Origin of the sequence: Stenotrophomonas maltophilia, from assembly GCF_023518235.1 — a bacterium.
Classification (GTDB): domain Bacteria; phylum Pseudomonadota; class Gammaproteobacteria; order Xanthomonadales; family Xanthomonadaceae; genus Stenotrophomonas.
In genome coordinates this window covers 831809-846851 of sequence record NZ_CP090423.1, presented here as the reverse complement: position 1 = coordinate 846851, position 15043 = coordinate 831809, and the positions used below count along the sequence as shown (strand labels likewise).

Annotated in this window: 10 protein-coding genes; 2 read left to right on the top strand and 8 right to left on the bottom strand. The window is 67.2% G+C overall.

All coding sequences use genetic code 11. The features are described from left to right. Nucleotides 1–7: 7 nt before the first annotated feature. The gene (locus LZ605_RS04110) at nucleotides 8–1135 is read right to left on the bottom strand and encodes a DNA glycosylase AlkZ-like family protein (protein WP_249843921.1); all 1128 of its coding nucleotides are present in this window, start codon (nucleotides 1133–1135) and stop codon (nucleotides 8–10) included. 12 nt (nucleotides 1136–1147) lie between these two features. Continuing rightward, nucleotides 1148–1750: a TetR/AcrR family transcriptional regulator gene (locus LZ605_RS04105; protein WP_249843920.1), complete on the bottom strand. Its 603-nt coding sequence runs from the start codon at nucleotides 1748–1750 to the stop codon at nucleotides 1148–1150. A 282-nt stretch (nucleotides 1751–2032) separates the two neighbouring features. Between LZ605_RS04105 and LZ605_RS04100 the strand changes: the two genes are divergently transcribed. Further along, on the top strand, nucleotides 2033–4198 hold the full coding sequence (locus LZ605_RS04100) for a TonB-dependent receptor (protein ID WP_423172562.1): 2166 nt from the start codon (nucleotides 2033–2035) through the stop codon (nucleotides 4196–4198). A gap of 59 nt (nucleotides 4199–4257) precedes the next feature. Here LZ605_RS04100 and lanKC read toward each other — a convergent pair whose 3' ends face one another. Continuing rightward, nucleotides 4258–6951 carry a class III lanthionine synthetase LanKC gene (gene lanKC, locus LZ605_RS04095; protein WP_249843918.1) on the bottom strand — a complete coding sequence of 898 codons (2694 nt, stop codon included), beginning with the start codon at nucleotides 6949–6951 and terminating at the stop codon, nucleotides 4258–4260. 169 nt (nucleotides 6952–7120) lie between these two features. Further along, nucleotides 7121–7246: a hypothetical protein gene (locus LZ605_RS23075; protein ID WP_012511180.1), complete on the bottom strand. Its 126-nt coding sequence runs from the start codon at nucleotides 7244–7246 to the stop codon at nucleotides 7121–7123. A 257-nt stretch (nucleotides 7247–7503) separates the two neighbouring features. On the opposite strand from LZ605_RS23075, the gene pip reads away from it, so the two are divergent. Beyond that, nucleotides 7504–8451 (top strand): prolyl aminopeptidase, encoded by a 948-nt coding sequence (pip, locus tag LZ605_RS04090; protein ID WP_249843917.1) that lies wholly within the window; start codon nucleotides 7504–7506, stop codon nucleotides 8449–8451. 124 nt (nucleotides 8452–8575) lie between these two features. On the opposite strand, the gene LZ605_RS04085 is transcribed toward pip, so the two are convergent. The 4 genes from LZ605_RS04085 to LZ605_RS04070 are packed head-to-tail and all read right to left on the bottom strand — an operon-like array spanning nucleotide 8576 to nucleotide 14899. Beyond that, the gene (locus LZ605_RS04085; RefSeq protein WP_249843916.1) at nucleotides 8576–9934 is read right to left on the bottom strand and encodes a heavy metal sensor histidine kinase; all 1359 of its coding nucleotides are present in this window, start codon (nucleotides 9932–9934) and stop codon (nucleotides 8576–8578) included. Beyond that, on the bottom strand, nucleotides 9931–10620 hold the full coding sequence (locus tag LZ605_RS04080) for a heavy metal response regulator transcription factor (protein ID WP_107230645.1): 690 nt from the start codon (nucleotides 10618–10620) through the stop codon (nucleotides 9931–9933). Before LZ605_RS04080 ends, LZ605_RS04085 begins: the two co-directional genes overlap by 4 nt. After that, on the bottom strand, nucleotides 10617–13730 hold the full coding sequence (locus tag LZ605_RS04075) for a multidrug efflux RND transporter permease subunit (protein ID WP_249843915.1): 3114 nt from the start codon (nucleotides 13728–13730) through the stop codon (nucleotides 10617–10619). The genes LZ605_RS04080 and LZ605_RS04075 overlap by 4 nt, the downstream gene beginning before the upstream one ends. Then, nucleotides 13727–14899: an efflux RND transporter periplasmic adaptor subunit gene (locus tag LZ605_RS04070; protein WP_249843914.1), complete on the bottom strand. Its 1173-nt coding sequence runs from the start codon at nucleotides 14897–14899 to the stop codon at nucleotides 13727–13729. Before LZ605_RS04070 ends, LZ605_RS04075 begins: the two co-directional genes overlap by 4 nt. Nucleotides 14900–15043 lie beyond the last annotated feature (144 nt).

Sequence of the window (15043 nt, the reverse complement as noted above, 5' to 3'; positions counted from 1 at the left end):
GCCGGTGCTAGCGCCCGGCCGCCTCCAGGAACACGCGCATCCGCTCCAGCTCGTCCTGCAACGCCTGGCCAAACACCCGATCGCGCGCCAGCGATCGCCCGGCATAGCCCACGCTCGAGGCCAGCTCGCCGTCGCGCACGCTGAGATTGGCCCAGCCCACCACCTGGTCGTGCCACAACAGCGGCAGGGCGTAGTAGCCGTACTGGCGCTTGGGTGCAGGCGTGTACGCCTCGAACCGGTAGACCCAGCCCCACAACTGCTCGAAGCGGCGGCGATCCCACACCACCGGATCGAACGGTGCCAGCAGGCGCACCTGCTCGTCCGGCGCGTGGCGGCGGGAGCGTGGATTCTCATCCGCCGGCCAGTACCACGTGGTGCCGTCCAGCGTGCAACTGGCAAGTTGCTGCCTGGCCAGTTTCAGCGCGTGCCGGGTCTGCTCGGCCAGGTGTGGTGCGCCATAGCCCAGCAGGCGCACCAGATAGGTCAGGCTGGCCGACGGCAGCGGCGCGTACTTGCGCACCACCAGGTTGACCAGCGCCGCCGCGCGCTCGATCTGCGCAGCCTCGCTGGCATCGGCCTCGGCGTGTTCGGCCAACGTGTAGATGCGCGTGCCACTGTCGCGGCGCTGCACGCGCAACAGTCCGCGGTAATGCATGCCGTCAAGCAACTGGGTGCTGGCATTGCTGGTGCCACCCCAGTAGTTGGTCACCCGGCCATGCGCGAAGGCCTGATCGACTTCACGCGGGTGCACACTGCCGCGTTCGCGTACAAAGGCCAGCACATCGGCTGCACGGCGCCGGGTCTGCGCATCCCACACGCGCCGGGACACGCGCGGATGCATCAGCGCCAGATGCTCACGCGGCAGGAAACCGTAGTTGACCAGGCAGTCTTCTTCCACCGGCAGGCGCGCGTAGCGCCGCTCCAGATCTCCCGCGCGGTAGTCCTTCACCCGGTGTCGCAGGGTCAGGTCCTGCGCACGCGCCGGGGCGCGGATCGGGTCGGCCTGTACGAAGCCGAGCCGCCGGATCGCCGCCATCAGCGTGGTGGGTGCGAACAGGGTGCGCGCCACAGCGAAGCGGCGCAGGTCATCGAGGGTGGGCGTGGCAGGCATGGCCGCATTGTAGATCCACGCCATGCGTGGATGGGGTCACGGCGATCGGTCCGCGCCGTCCTCTTTCAAGACCTGCAACGACCCGATCACCAGCGCACGCAGACCCTGCCTGAAGTCGGTGATGACCTGGCCATCCTCATCGTCGGCGATCGCGTAGATGGTGTCGGCACCGGCGATGCAGTGGAACGCCAGGGTCGCCAACAACCAACGCGCCTTGTCGATCGGCAGCCCGTACACCTCGGCCACATGCACCTGGTGGGCGGCGATCTTTTCCAGCATCGGCGTGGTCGCCACCGAACGCCGCAGCAGATACGGCGGCAGCCCGGGATGCGCCTTCACCACCTCGCACAGCGACGCCACAAACGTCAGCAGGTAGCCCTGCAGTCCGCCCGCGGCATCACGCGATGCGCGCGGGATCTGCCAGCGCTGGAACACGGCATCGGCCACCAGCCGTTTCAACGCCTCCAGATTGGCCACGCGCTTGTACAGCGCGGCCTGGCTCACCGCCAGTTCGGCGGCAACGGTGGCCATGGTCAGGCCGGGCAGCCCCAGGCGGATGCCGATGTCGGCCAGACGCTCGGGGGTGATGGTGGGCGGCCGGCCACGGGGCGCCTGTGTTGGATCGGGTTGCGTACTCATAGCGTTGTCAGGGTGACAGCAAAGGGACCCTCTTGTCCGCTTCCTGTGATTTAGTTTACTGTACTCAACTAAATTGAAGTGCGCCCGGCTCGCCACCGTGGCCCACACCCGAATCGAGCCGGTGGCTCATCTCCCGCCAGGTCCCCACCCAGCCAACAACCCTGCGCTGCGCCCCCTCCCCGTGCTTGCCGATGGCAGCGCGCCAGGCGCGTTCGCGCCTGCGATCTACAGGAACCTGGCATGACCGTGTTTGATCTACCCGCTTCGCCCGTCCGTCCGGCCATGGCCGCTGCGCGGCTGCTGACACCTCCGCCGCGCGCGGACCGGCGCCACCGCGTCTCGGGCCTCGCGCTGGGCCTGCTGGCCTCGTTCGCCGCGTTGGCCGAATCTGCCGAATCGGCACCGTCCACCCTGCCCTCGGTGCAGGTGCAGGAACAGCGGCGGGTCACCAGCGACTACGCGGGCGGACAGGTGGCCGGCGGCGGCCGTGTCGGCCTGCTCGGTGACAAGGACTTCATGGACACACCGTTCAGCACGGTCAGCTATACCGAAGCGTTCATCCGCGACCACCAGGCCCGGGACATCACCGAGGTCATCGCCGCCACCGACCCAACGGTGTTCAGCAACGGCGTCACCGGCTCGTGGAGCGAGAACTACGCCATCCGTGGCTTCGCCTCCAGTACCAGCGACACCACCTTCAACGGTCTCAGCGGCATGGCGCCGTTCTACCGCACCTCGCCGGAAATGTTCGAGCGCATCGAGGTACTGAAGGGCCCGTCGGCGTTGCTCAACGGCATGCCGCCGGGCGGCTCGGTGGGCGGCGCGGTGAACCTGGTGCCCAAGCGTGCCGGTGAGCAGCCGCTGCTGCGGGTCAGTGCCAACTTCGCCTCCGATGCGCAGTTCGGCACCCATGTGGACGTCGGCCGCCGGCTGGGCACCGACAGGCAGTTCGGCATCCGCTTCAACGGCGCCTGGCGTGATGGCGACGGCGCCGTCGGCAAGCAGCGCAAGAAGGTGCAGCTGGGGTCGCTGGCACTGGACTGGCGCGGCAGCCGTGCGCGCCTGTCGGCCGATCTGTACAGCGCCGACGACCGCATTGACGGCCCGGCGCGCGGGGTCGGTCTGGCCCCGGGGGTGGCGATTCCGCGCCCGCCGCGCGGCGATACCCTGATCAACCCGGACTGGGCGTACGTGGACAGCCGGGACAAGGGCGCGATGCTGCGCGGCGAGCTGGACATCAATGACAGCCTGATGGCCTACCTGGCCTATGGCACCAGCAGGACCGACTACCGCTACAACGGCTCGATCAGCGCACAGGTGCTCAACCCGGCCGGCGATTTCAGCACAGTGATCGGCCAGCTGGCGTTCGATATCCGCAAGCAGTCCGGTGATGCCGGCCTGCGCGGCACGTTCCGTACCGGCAGCGTCGGCCATCAGTGGGCCGCCAATGTGACCCACTACCAGCACACCCAGAACGACTATGGCCGCCGCAGCGTGCCGGGCTGGGACTGGACCACCCACCTCTACCACCCGGTGTGGGGGCCGGCCGCGCCGTTCATCGCGCCGCACATCTCGCACACCGGACTGCGCCTGGACAGCCTTGGCGTGGCCGACACCCTGTCTTTCGCCGATGAGCGCGTGCAGCTGACGCTGGGCGTGCGTCGTCAGCAGGTACTCAGCGAGACCTTCAACGTGGCCACCGGTGCGCGCACCTCGCGCTATGACGAAAGCGCCACCACCCCGGCGGCCGCGTTGCTGGTGAAAGCCAGCGACAACGTCTCGGTCTACACCAACTACATCGAAGGCCTCAGCCAGGGCGCCACCGCACCGATGACCGCGGCCAACGCTGGCGATGTGTTCGCACCCTTCCGCACCAAGCAGAAGGAGCTGGGCCTGAAGCTGGACCAGGGCAGTTTCGCGCACACCTTCAGCGTGTACGAGATCAAGCGTCCGAGCAGCTACACCGACCCGGTCACCAACATCTTCTCGTTTGGTGGCGAGCAACGTAACCGTGGCCTGGAATGGGGCTTCTTCGGTTCACCGCTGGACGGCGTGCGCCTGCTGGGCGGCCTTGCCTATGTGCAACCGAAGCTGACCCGTACCGCCGGCGGCGTGAATGAGGGCCGCATCGCCACTGCCGTGGCCCAGCGCCAGGCCAAGCTGGGCGTGGAATGGAATGTGCCGGTGCTGCAGGGGCTGACCCTGACCGGGAATGCGACGGCCATGTCCAAGCAGTACATCAGTGCCGACAACCGCCTGTCGGTGCCGGGCCGCACGCTGTTCGATGTGGGCGCGCGCTACAGCACGACGCTGGCGGGCCGGCCGTTTGCGCTGCGTGCCACGGTGAACAACGTGGCCAACAAGGCGTACTGGGGCATGCCGTTGCTGTCGAGCCTGGCACTGGGTGCGCCGAGAACGGTGCTGCTCTCGGCCACGATGGATTTCTGAGGCGCCTGGCCCGTCCAGGACGCGACGTTGCCGGGCGCCGCACCGGCAACGTCGCGGGATCATGCGCCAGGTGCCGGCGACAGCAGTTCATCCAGCATCAGCAGGCGACGGCGGCGGTTCTGCAGTCGATCCAGGAACACACCAATGCCGGAGCCCCCCATGCCGAAGTCGTTGCAGAGGCGATAGTGTGCCGGCCCGGCAAAGGCGATGCCTCCCTCGCAGTCGATCGCGTGTGGCAGGATCGCCTCGGCCTGGTAGAAGGCGGCATGGCCGAAGCGCTCATCGCCGAGAAAATGCGCCATGTCCAGCATGAACTCACCGAAGCCGGCATTGCCGCTGTCCTGCCAGATCTTGTTGGTGACCCGTGGCCGCACCGAATGCGCGCAGTCCAGCGCCGCCTCGCGGAAACGCTCACTGCCGGTAGCGACGAAGTGACGCACGCAGGCCATGCCGATGCCTGCCGATCCGAAACGGGTATGCGGGCTGGCCGGCGCGGCCGGTCCGCTTTCAACGTGCGTGGGCCATACCGTTCTCCCGGCAATGCGCAGGCCATGGGCGAGATCGAAATCCAGTGCATCGGCGGCGGCATTGAGATAGCGCTGCGCGCCGGTCGCCTTGCCCAGATAGGTGAGAAACAGCGCGATACCACTCTGTCCATCGCCCAGCCCCAGGCCGGTGCGGTCCCCTGCCTTCCAGTACAGGCCGACGGCACCGCGCTGCCCCTGCTGCAACAACGCATCGCCGATGCGCGCAGCCGCCTCAAGGTAGGCCGGGTCGCGCAACGACCGCCAGGCGTGCAGATTCAGCAGGCCCAGTCCCGCGGCGCCGAAGTACAGCCCGGGCAGCACCCGCGCGGCCGGGTCATCGTTGATCTCGGCCAGCAGGCGGCGCGCCGTGTCCGGGCGGCCTGCGCACATCATCAGCAAGGCGACGCCGCCGCGGCCGGAGTACAGGCCGCTCGGGCATCGTTGCGGGGTGGCGCCGCGTTCGATCCAGTCCAGCACAGCCGGCTGTAGTTGGCCGCCCCGTTGCAACAGGAACATCGCAACGCCGGTCGCGCCGAACTGCAGCGAGACCGGGTTGGTCATGAACATCTGCAGGCCCGCCGGCCACAGGCGATCGCTGCGTGAGAGATCGCAGGTCGAGGCGAGGTAGCGTTCGTAGCCGTCCAGTACGGCAGCAATGCGCGCTCGCGTCTGCGCTGCCGGCGCGGCCACCTCCAGCAGTTGCGCGCGTGTCGGGAACATCAATCTGTCCGGTGCGGGCGCCGGCGCCTTGGCCAGGTGCGCCAACGCACGCGCGATGCTCCAGCGTTCATCCACGTCCTGAAGCGTCAGGCCCGTCACGATCTCGTGCAGATCGGCGGGCAGGCCCAGATCATCCAGCACCTGGCGCAGCTTGCGCTCAAGCAGGGCCTGTCGGCACAGATCCAGGCCGGAGGCACAGAAGGTGATCATGTCCAGAATGAGCGCGCCGAACGCGTAGTGATCCTCCTGCACCGTAGGGCGCTGCGCTTCCAACTGCTGCTGCGAGGCGTAGCCCGGCGTCCAGCCCTTGGCCCAGCGCGAGTCGACACCGATCTCGTGCGCGAACTCCAGATCGATGAACTTCACTTCCCCATCAGCGGTGAACATCACGTTGCTGCGGGTCAGGTCGCGCAGCACGACGTCGTGGTCGTGAACGCACTGCAGCGCCTCGCCGATCTGGCGGATCTTCGTGCGGATACGCTCAAAACCGTCGCGCGACCGCTGATCCTCATCGGCGAAGTAGAACGCCATCGCACTGTCCCACAGCGTGATCGCCTCCAGCTGCTCCTGGACCAGGAACCAGTTGTTCCATTCCTTGAACAGGTCCACATATACCGGCACCCGTCCGGTCCCGGACAGTTTCTGCAGGATCCGGGCCTCGCGCTGGATCGCATTGACCATACCGTTGGGTACATCGGTGCCATCGGCGGCGGAAAAGCCACGCACCTCGCGGATGACGACCTTGCGCCCGGTGGCGGTATCACGCCCGTGATAGATGCCGCCGGTGCCGTTGAACTTGAGCACCCCCTTCACTTCATAGCGGGCGTTGAGGGTGATCGGCCCCTGCGGTGACTGCGGCGCCGCTTCGGCGGCGCGGGTGACCGGATCGATGACGCCGGGCGGCAGCCGGAATGCCGGGCCACGCACGTCTTCCTGCCATGCGCCGTCACTGAGCGGGTAGCCCTGCTGCAGACTGCCGTAGGGATCCGGCCGCGATACGCCGGCATGCGCGCCATACCGGTAGTAGACCACCGTGCTGTCGGCGTAGGGGCGATCGGTCAGCACATGCGGGCCGGCCAGATCACAGGTGGCCTGATGCAGCTGTGGCAGCAACGCCTGGAACTGCTGCGGGTCCTGCGGGTAGATCGTGATGAACTTGCCCACCTGGAAGCGCGACCATCCCTTGCCCAGCGAAAGCCCGAGCATGAAAGGATCGGAGCAGAACTTGAACGCCACGCCGGCCTCCAGCACCACCGGCAGGATCGCAGACAGTGTGCGTTCGGCGTTTTCAGGAATACTGGACAGATGGATCTTCCACCCGTGGCTGGCCGCTACGCTCTGTGCGGGACGACAGGTGGTCCAGAAGCCCCGCGCCTGCATCGTCCAGCTGGATGGCAAGCGGCTGCGCGCGATCGCTGCATACTCATCGGTCGGCCGGTAGCGGTCCGGCGATTCAAAATGCAGGCTGTCAGCCAGCGTGTACAGACGTGCCGTCACCTCACTCACTCCACACCTCCTTGTCGACACGGCGGGATCCACCGTGTCCGCATCGCACGCGCCGACAGACTGCACCGTCCACCCAGGTGAACGGCGCAGCGACTTCAACCATTGAAGACTTCGCCACTGGCGCGGCGGACGCCGGCCGGTGGCAGAAGGTTCAGGGCAGCCCGATGGACTACGCCTTGTCCGAACCTTCGTCGATGCCCAGGCCCGAGCTGTACCAGGACAGGCAGACCACACACTCGGCTTCAGCTTCCAGCGACTCGATTTCCAGCGACTGCAGAGCAAGTACGTTGTTCATTCTTCACTTCCTTATTTTGTTGGGAGATGAACACTGCTGAATGCGGCGTCGTGATTGATCCTTGTCAACGCCGCCTGAAACTTATAAGCGCGACTCCAAATGCTGTCAAACGCGCTTGCAGCAATTTTCAGTTGCGCATGCATCGCACCGTGTCTACGCGCACCGACCAGTGCATTTACAGCATCTGCAACGTGGCATGCCCTGTGCTGGCACGCTGGGGGCGCTATGCTGGCGGCCCCGTTCGTGAGACGCCTGCCATGCGCACCCTGTATCCCGCCATCGAGCCCTACCGCGAGTTCACGCTGCCGGTCAGCGATCTGCACACCCTGCACGTGGAAGAATGCGGCACGCCCGATGGCATCGCGGTGGTGTACCTGCACGGTGGGCCCGGCGCTGGCATCTCGCCCACTCATCGACGCTTCTTCGACCCGGCGCGCTACCGCATCGTGCTGATCGACCAGCGCGGCAGCGCACGTTCCACCCCGTTCGGCGAACTGCGCGACAACACCACGCAGGATCTGGTGGCCGATATCGAGAAGGTGCGCGAGCACCTGGGCATCGAGCGCTGGCTGGTCTACGGCGGCTCGTGGGGCTCAACGCTGGCGCTGGCCTATGCGCAGGCGCATCCCGAGCGGGCCACCGGCCTGATCGTGCGCGGCGTGTTCCTCGGCCGCGAGATCGAGAATCGCTGGTTCGCCGAAGTCGATGGCGGTGCGCGCTGGATCTTCCCGGAGCGCTGGGACCGCTACGAGGCCCATATTCCCGTGGCCGAGCGCGGCAACATGATCGAGGCCTACTGGGCGCGGCTGGACAGCCCGGATGAGGCGACCCGCATCGCCGCGGCCCAGGCCTGGCTGGGCTGGGAAGACAACGCCGCCACGCTGCAACACCAGGTGGACGCCGAATCCAGCGATGACCCGCTGGATACGCTGGCCAAGGCACGGATCGAAGCGCACTACTTCCGCAATGGCATTTTCCTGGAGCCGGACCAGCTGCTGCACGGTATCGACCGCATCCGCCACCTGCCGGGCGTGATCGTGCAGGGGCGCTACGACATCATCTGCCCGCCGCGCAGCGCCTGGGATCTGGCCAAGGCCTGGCCGGAAGCGCAGCTGCTGATGGTGACCTCGGGCCACAGCGCCAATGAAGCGGCCACGACCGATGCACTGGTGCGCGCCACCGATGCGTTTGCGGACAGATTCTGACGGGGCATCGAGGGCGAACAGCCGCGGATCTTCGGAGAACTCGTGAAGAATCGGCCGGGGACATGGCTGGCGCCCCGCTCCTGGCAGGGTCGAGCACTGGTCGACTCTACCCAGCGGGATTCCTTCAGCCGACACTGAACCCCACCGTGGCCAGCCCGTCCTGGCTGGCCACGAATACTTCACCGCCGTGCAGCATGGCGATGGCCTTGACGATGGACAGGCCCAGCCCGTGGTGACGCTCGCCTCGGTACTCGCGGGCTTCATCCACCCGGTAGAAGCGCTCGAACAGCAACGGCAGGTGTTCGCGGGCGATGCCGTCGCCCTCGTTCAGCACCGCAATGCGGGCACCGCTGCCTTCGGCCTGCAGCTGCACCCGCACCACGCTGCCAGGCCGCGCGTGCTGCACGGCGTTGTGCAGCAGGTTGGTCAATGCACGCCTCAGCAGCGACGGATCGATGCGTGCGCTGGCGTCACCTTCAATGCGCAGGGTCAGCCCCGCCTCCTCGAACAGCAACTCGAGGAACTCCCCGGCCGTGGCCACCTCCTCGGCCAGGGACACGGTGCGGGTGTCCATGGCGATGTCACCCTGCCCGGCACGCGACAAGAAAAGCATGTCGTTGACGATGGCGCGCAGGCGCTCCAGCTCTTCCAGATTCGACTGCATCACTTCCTGCAGGTCGGCGTTATCGCGCGGCCGCGACAGCGCGACCTGGGTCTGGCCCATCAGGTTGGCCAGAGGCGTGCGCAGTTCATGCGCCACGTCCGCATTGAAGGCATCCAGCCGCGTATATGCGGCTTCCAGTCGATCCAGCGCGCCATTGAAGGCGCCGGTCAGGTGACCCAGCTCGGCCGGCAGCCCCGCAGTGTCCAGCCGCTGCGACAGCCGCTGGGGACTGAGTGAGCGCGCTTCGTCGGACAGCGCCCGCAATGGCGCCAATCCCAACCGCGCGATCCAGTAGCCCAGGCCGGCCACCAGCAGCACGCCCAGCACACCGGCCACCCACAGTGCTACAGCAAACCGCTGCAGTGCATGCGTATAGGGCTCGGAGTCGATGCCGATCCACAGGTCCACCGGCGGCCGTACGCCTTTGCCGGGCACGTGCTCGTAGAGCGTGCGCAGCGGGTGCGCACCCTCACGCTGCAGGGTCCCCATGCCATCGTCATGACTGCCGGGCGGTTGTACCTGCGGCTGCGCACTGCCGATACGGAAGGTCGGGTCATCGCTCCAGGCCCACACCAATGTGTCGCGGTCACCAGAAATCAGGTTGCCGACCTTCTCGCGCACCTTGGTCCAGCGCTCACGGGTATCGCACATCGCCACGCTGCCGCTCACCGCGTGCAGCTTGGTCTGCAGCTCGGCATGCTGATAACGCACGACCTGCCGTTCGAGCACGCCATACACACCGATGCCGAGCAGGGTGAACACCAGCAGCGCGGCCACAGCGAACATCGCCGACAGGCGCTGCGCGATCGACCACCTCATCGCGGCCCGTCCTCGTCTTCGCGCACCTCCAGCACATAGCCCATGCCGCGCACGGTGTGCAGCAGCTTGCTGGGGTATGGGCCATCGAGCTTGCCGCGCAAGCGCTTGATCGCCACTTCCACCACGTTGGTATTGCTGTCGAAGTTGATGTCCCAGACCTGCGCGGCAATCACCGTCTTGGACAGGATCTGTCCTCGCCGCTGCGCCAGCAGGGCCAGCAGCGCGAACTCCTTGCCGGTCAGGTCCAGGCGTGCGCCGTCACGATAGGCGCGGCGTGCCAGCAGGTTCACCTGCAGGTCACCCACCTGCAGTTCGGTCGGCTCCTGCTGCCGGCCACGTCGCACCAGTGCCTGCAGCCGTGCCAGCAGCTCGATGAACGAGAACGGCTTGACCAGATAGTCATCGGCGCCCTGCCCCAGCCCGTGCACGCGGTCATCCACGCGATCACGCGCGGTCAGCATGATCACCGGGGTCTGCTTGCTGCGGCGCAGCTCGCGCAGCACGTTGAAGCCATCCATGCCCGGCAGCATCACGTCCAGCACGATCACGTCGTAGTCGAATTCGCGGGCCAGGTGCAGGCCGGTCACGCCGTCGGCAGCCAGGTCCACCGCCCAGCCCTGCTCACCCAGGCCGGTGCGCAGGTAATGGGCGGTCTTGCTCTCATCCTCGACAATCAGCAGTTTCATCCGGGCTCCGTCAGCGCGGCACCTTCCTCTGCCCTGCGCTCGCGACGACGTTGCAGGAACAGCCGGTCCAGGGCCAGGTAGATCACCGGGGTACTGTACAGGGTCAGCAGCTGGCTGATCAGCAGGCCGCCGACCACTGCCACGCCCAGAGGCTGGCGCAGCTCCGAACCGGTGCCAAACCCGATCATCAACGGAATGGCGCCCAGCAGCGCGGCCAGCGTGGTCATCATGATCGGGCGGAAACGGGTCAGGCAGGCCTCGTGGATCGCCTGCAACGGCGACAATCCGCGGTTGCGTTGCGCGTCCAGCGCGAAGTCGACCATCAGGATGCCGTTCTTCTTGACGATGCCGATCAACAGCACGATGCCGATCAACGCCATGATCGAAAACTCCAGCCCCCACAGCCACAGCATCAGCACCGCGCCGATGCCGGCCGAAGGCAGCGTGGACAGGATCGTGAGCGGGTGCACGAAGCTCTCGTACAGCACGCCGAGGATGATGTAGACCGCCAGCAGCGCGGCCAGGATCAGCAATGGCTGGCTGGCCAGCGATTCCTGGAACGCCTGCGCGGTGCCCTGGAAGCGGCCGCTGATGCTGGCCGGCATGCCCAGCTGGACCTGGGCCTGTTCAACCAGCTGCACCGCCTCGCCCAGCGATACACCCGGGGCCAGATTGAACGACAGATTCACCGCTGGCAGCATGCCGTTGTGGCTGATCGACAGCGGCCCGTTGCCCGGCGGCTGTACCTGGGCCACCGCCGACAGCGGCACCATCTGCCCGGTCAATGGCGAGCGCAGGTGGAAGTAGGACAGCGCGTCGACCTCGCCGAGCATGCCCGGCGCGATCTCCAGGATCACCCGGTACTGGTTGGTCTCGGTCTGGAACTCGTTGATCTGGCGCTGGCCGAACGCATCGTAGAGCACCTGGTCGATGTCGTTGGCGGTCAATCCGAACCGCGCCGCAGCGGTGCGATCGATCTGCAAGCGGGTGACACTGGCGCCGACCTGCTGGTCGTTGGATACATCGCGCAGCTGCGGCAGGCCACGCAGGCGTTCGGTCAGCTGTTCGGCCCAGCGCGACAGTTCGCGACTGTCCTGTCCGCGCAACGCGTACTGGTACTGCGTGCGCGCCGGCCCTGCGCCCAGATTGATGTCCTGCGCGGCGCGCATGTACACGGTGATGCCCGGCACGCTGGCCATCTTCGCGCGCAGTCGGTCGATGAACGCATGCACGTCCACATCGCGGTCGCCGCGATCCTTCAGCACGAACCAGAAGCGGCCGTTGGACAGGGTCTGGCTGCCGCCGGTGGCGCCCACCGCATGATTGTAGGCCTGCAACGCCGGGTCCTCGGCAGCGATGGCGGCCAGCTGCCGGTGCTTGGCAGCCATCTGCTCGTAGCCGATGTCCTGCGCCGCCTCGGTGGTGGCGATCACGAAGGCGGTGTCCTGCAACGGGAAGAAGCCCTTGGGGATCATCACGTAGGAGGCCACCGCCACCGCCACTGTGGCGCCGAAGCCGAGCAGCACCGTACGTTGATGGCCCAGCGCCCATTGCAGGCTGCGGTCGTAGCCGGCCAACAGGCGACCGGCCAGCGTGTCCTGGCCGTCACGATGGGCGGGCATGCGTTTCATCAGGTGCGCAGCCATCATCGGCGCCAGCGTCAGCGAGGCCACGATCGAAATCAGGATCGCCACCGTGATGGTCAGCGCGAACTCGGCGAACAGGCGGCCGACCACGCCGCCCATGAACAGCAACGGGATGAACGCGGCGATCAGTGACAGGCTGATCGAGACCACGGTGAAGCCGATCTCGCCGGCGCCCTTCAGCGCCGCTTCCATCGGTCCCAATCCGGCCTCGCGATGGCGGTGTATGTTCTCCACCACCACGATCGCATCGTCCACCACGAAGCCGACCGCGACCACCAGCGCGACCAGGGTGAGGTTGTTCAGGCTGAAACCGGCCACGTACATCGCCGCGAACGTGGCCACCAACGCGACCACCAGCACCGCACCGACGATCAGCGTGGCCGACAGCTGGCGCAGGAACAGCCCCATCACCAGCACCACCAGCACGATGGTCAGCACCAGGGTCACTTCCACTTCATGCAGCGAGGCACGGATGGTGCGTGTGCGGTCATTGAGCACCTCCACGTCGACACTGGCCGGCAGATTGGCACGCAGCGCCGGCAACGCGGCCAGCACCGCATCGGTGGTGCGCACGATGTTGGCCCCTGGCTGGCGGCTGATGATCAGGCCCACGCCCGGCTGCCCGTTCGGCCACGCCTGCACATACGCGTTCTCGGCACCGTCGACCACCTGCGCCACATCGCCGAGCGTTACCGGCGAGCCGTCACGGTAGGCCACCACCAGCTGCCGATAGTCCTGCGCGTCGAACAACTGGTCGTTGGCCTCGAAGGTGGACGTGCGCTGGCCGCCCATCAGCGCACCCTTGGCCTGGTTGAGGCTGGCGTTCTGGGCCACGCCGCGCAGATCCGACAGGGTCATGCCCATCGCCGCCAGCCGCTCGGGCTGGGCCTGGATGCGGATGGCCGGGCGCTGCTGGCCGACGATGTTGACCTCGGACACGCCACTGATCTGGCTGATCGAGCGCGCCAGCCGGCTTTCAGCCAGATCGCTCAGTTCGGTCATCGACATCTGCGCCGAGACCACGCTGAGCACCAGGATCGGACTGTCGGCCGGGTTGACCTTGCGCCAGGTCGGCAGGTTCGGCAGATCGCTGGGCAGGCGCCCGGCGGCAGCATTGATCGCCGCCTGCACTTCCTGCGCGGCAGTGTCGATGTCCTTTTCCAGATCGAACTGCAGGGTGATCGAGGTGCTGCCCAGCGCACTGGTGGAGGTCATCTCGATGATGCCGGGCACGCCGGTCAGCTGCGTCTCCAACGGCGTGGCGACCGCCGAGGCCATCGTTTCGGCGCTGGCTCCGGGCAGGTTGGCATTGACCCGGATGGTGGGAAATTCCGCTTCTGGCAGCGGCGCCACCGGCAACTGCGGCAACGCGGCCACGCCGAGCAGGATCACCGCCAGCGTCAGCAGCGTGGTGGCCACCGGATGCCTGACGAACCAGCTGGACAGCGAAACCCGCGCGCTCATGGCGCGGCCCCGCGCTTGGCTGCCGGCGCAGACGCGGCCTCGGCAACCACCACGCCCGGGCGCAACCGCGACTGGCCATCACGGACGATCACATCGCCCACCCGCAGCTCGCCCTGCACCGCCACTTTGCCGTTCTCGGATTCACCGACGCTGACCGGCAGCACTTCGACGCTGCCATCGGCCACCACCCGATACACAAAACTGCCCTCGATGCCGCGCTGGATCGCGGCGGCGTCCACCACCAGCGTGGCCGCGCTCTGCCCGGTACGCACGCGCACGCTGACCAGCTGGCCTGGCCACAGGCGATCATCGGCATTGGCAAAGCGTGCGCGCAGGCGCACGGTGCCGGAGGTTTCCTCCACCTGGTTGTCGATCACCTGCAAACTGCCTTCGGCCAGCAGCTGGCCGCCATCGCGGTCCAGCGCCTGCACCGGCACCACCCCGGCCGCAAGGGCCTGGCGCAGCTGCGGTAGCGTGTCCTGCGGCAGCGCGAAGACCACCGAGATTGGATCGGTCTGCTGTACGGTCACCAGGCCCTGGGTATCGCTGGCGCGCACCAGGTTGCCCGGGTCGACCTGACGCAGGCCGATGCGGCCGTCCATCGGCGCCAGGATGCGGGTATACGACAGCTGCACTTGGGCGGCATCCACCGCCGCCTGGTTGCCACGCCCGGTGGCCTGCAGCTGCTGCACGGTGGCGGCCTGCTGCTCCAGCATCTGCCGCGACACCAGCTGGTCGCTGGACAGGTGCTGCAGGCGCGCCAGATCGGAGCGCGCGGCATCCAGCGTGGCCCGATCACGGGCTACCGCGGCCTGCGCCCCACCCAGATCGGCGCGGATCGCCCGATCATCGATGCGTGCCAGCAGCTGCCCCTTGCGTACCTTCTGACCTTCCTCGAACAGCACCTCGGTCAGCACGCCATCCACCTGCGGCCGCAACACCGTGCTCTGCAGCGACTGCACGGTGCCCAGGCCATTTCGCCAATGGGCGATGTCCTGTTGTTCGACCCGGCCGGTGACCACCGGCACCGGCGGTGGCGCGCTGGCCGGTTGCGCATCTCCGCGCGACACACCATGGAACAGCATCAGCAGCGAGAGCACGACCAGCAGCAGCGCCCCCAGAGCCAAGTGACGACGACGCAATCGTGCGGACAGCAGCGGAATTCGCATTGTGGGGGTCCATGCCGGTGCCGGCGCGGGGGCTGCGCGGGCCTGTTGCCATCCTCTCCGGCCGGCTCGGGCACCCTGCTGTCGCCTGCCTGACAATTTCGACAGGTGGATCTCCTATAGCTGTGCGCAGGCGCGGGTGAACGG

Coding starts and splice junctions, on each gene's coding strand:
- LZ605_RS04110 (WP_249843921.1), bottom strand. CDS start 1,135: ATGGCGTGGATCTACAATGCGGCCATGCCTGCCACGCCCACCCTCGAT.
- LZ605_RS04105 (WP_249843920.1), bottom strand. CDS start 1,750: ATGAGTACGCAACCCGATCCAACACAGGCGCCCCGTGGCCGGCCGCCC.
- LZ605_RS04100 (WP_423172562.1), top strand. CDS start 2,033: ATGGCCGCTGCGCGGCTGCTGACACCTCCGCCGCGCGCGGACCGGCGC.
- LZ605_RS23075 (WP_012511180.1), bottom strand. CDS start 7,246: ATGAACAACGTACTTGCTCTGCAGTCGCTGGAAATCGAGTCGCTGGAA.
- pip (WP_249843917.1), top strand. CDS start 7,504: ATGCGCACCCTGTATCCCGCCATCGAGCCCTACCGCGAGTTCACGCTG.
- LZ605_RS04085 (WP_249843916.1), bottom strand. CDS start 9,934: ATGAGGTGGTCGATCGCGCAGCGCCTGTCGGCGATGTTCGCTGTGGCC.
- LZ605_RS04080 (WP_107230645.1), bottom strand. CDS start 10,620: ATGAAACTGCTGATTGTCGAGGATGAGAGCAAGACCGCCCATTACCTG.
- LZ605_RS04075 (WP_249843915.1), bottom strand. CDS start 13,730: ATGAGCGCGCGGGTTTCGCTGTCCAGCTGGTTCGTCAGGCATCCGGTG.
- LZ605_RS04070 (WP_249843914.1), bottom strand. CDS start 14,899: ATGCGAATTCCGCTGCTGTCCGCACGATTGCGTCGTCGTCACTTGGCT.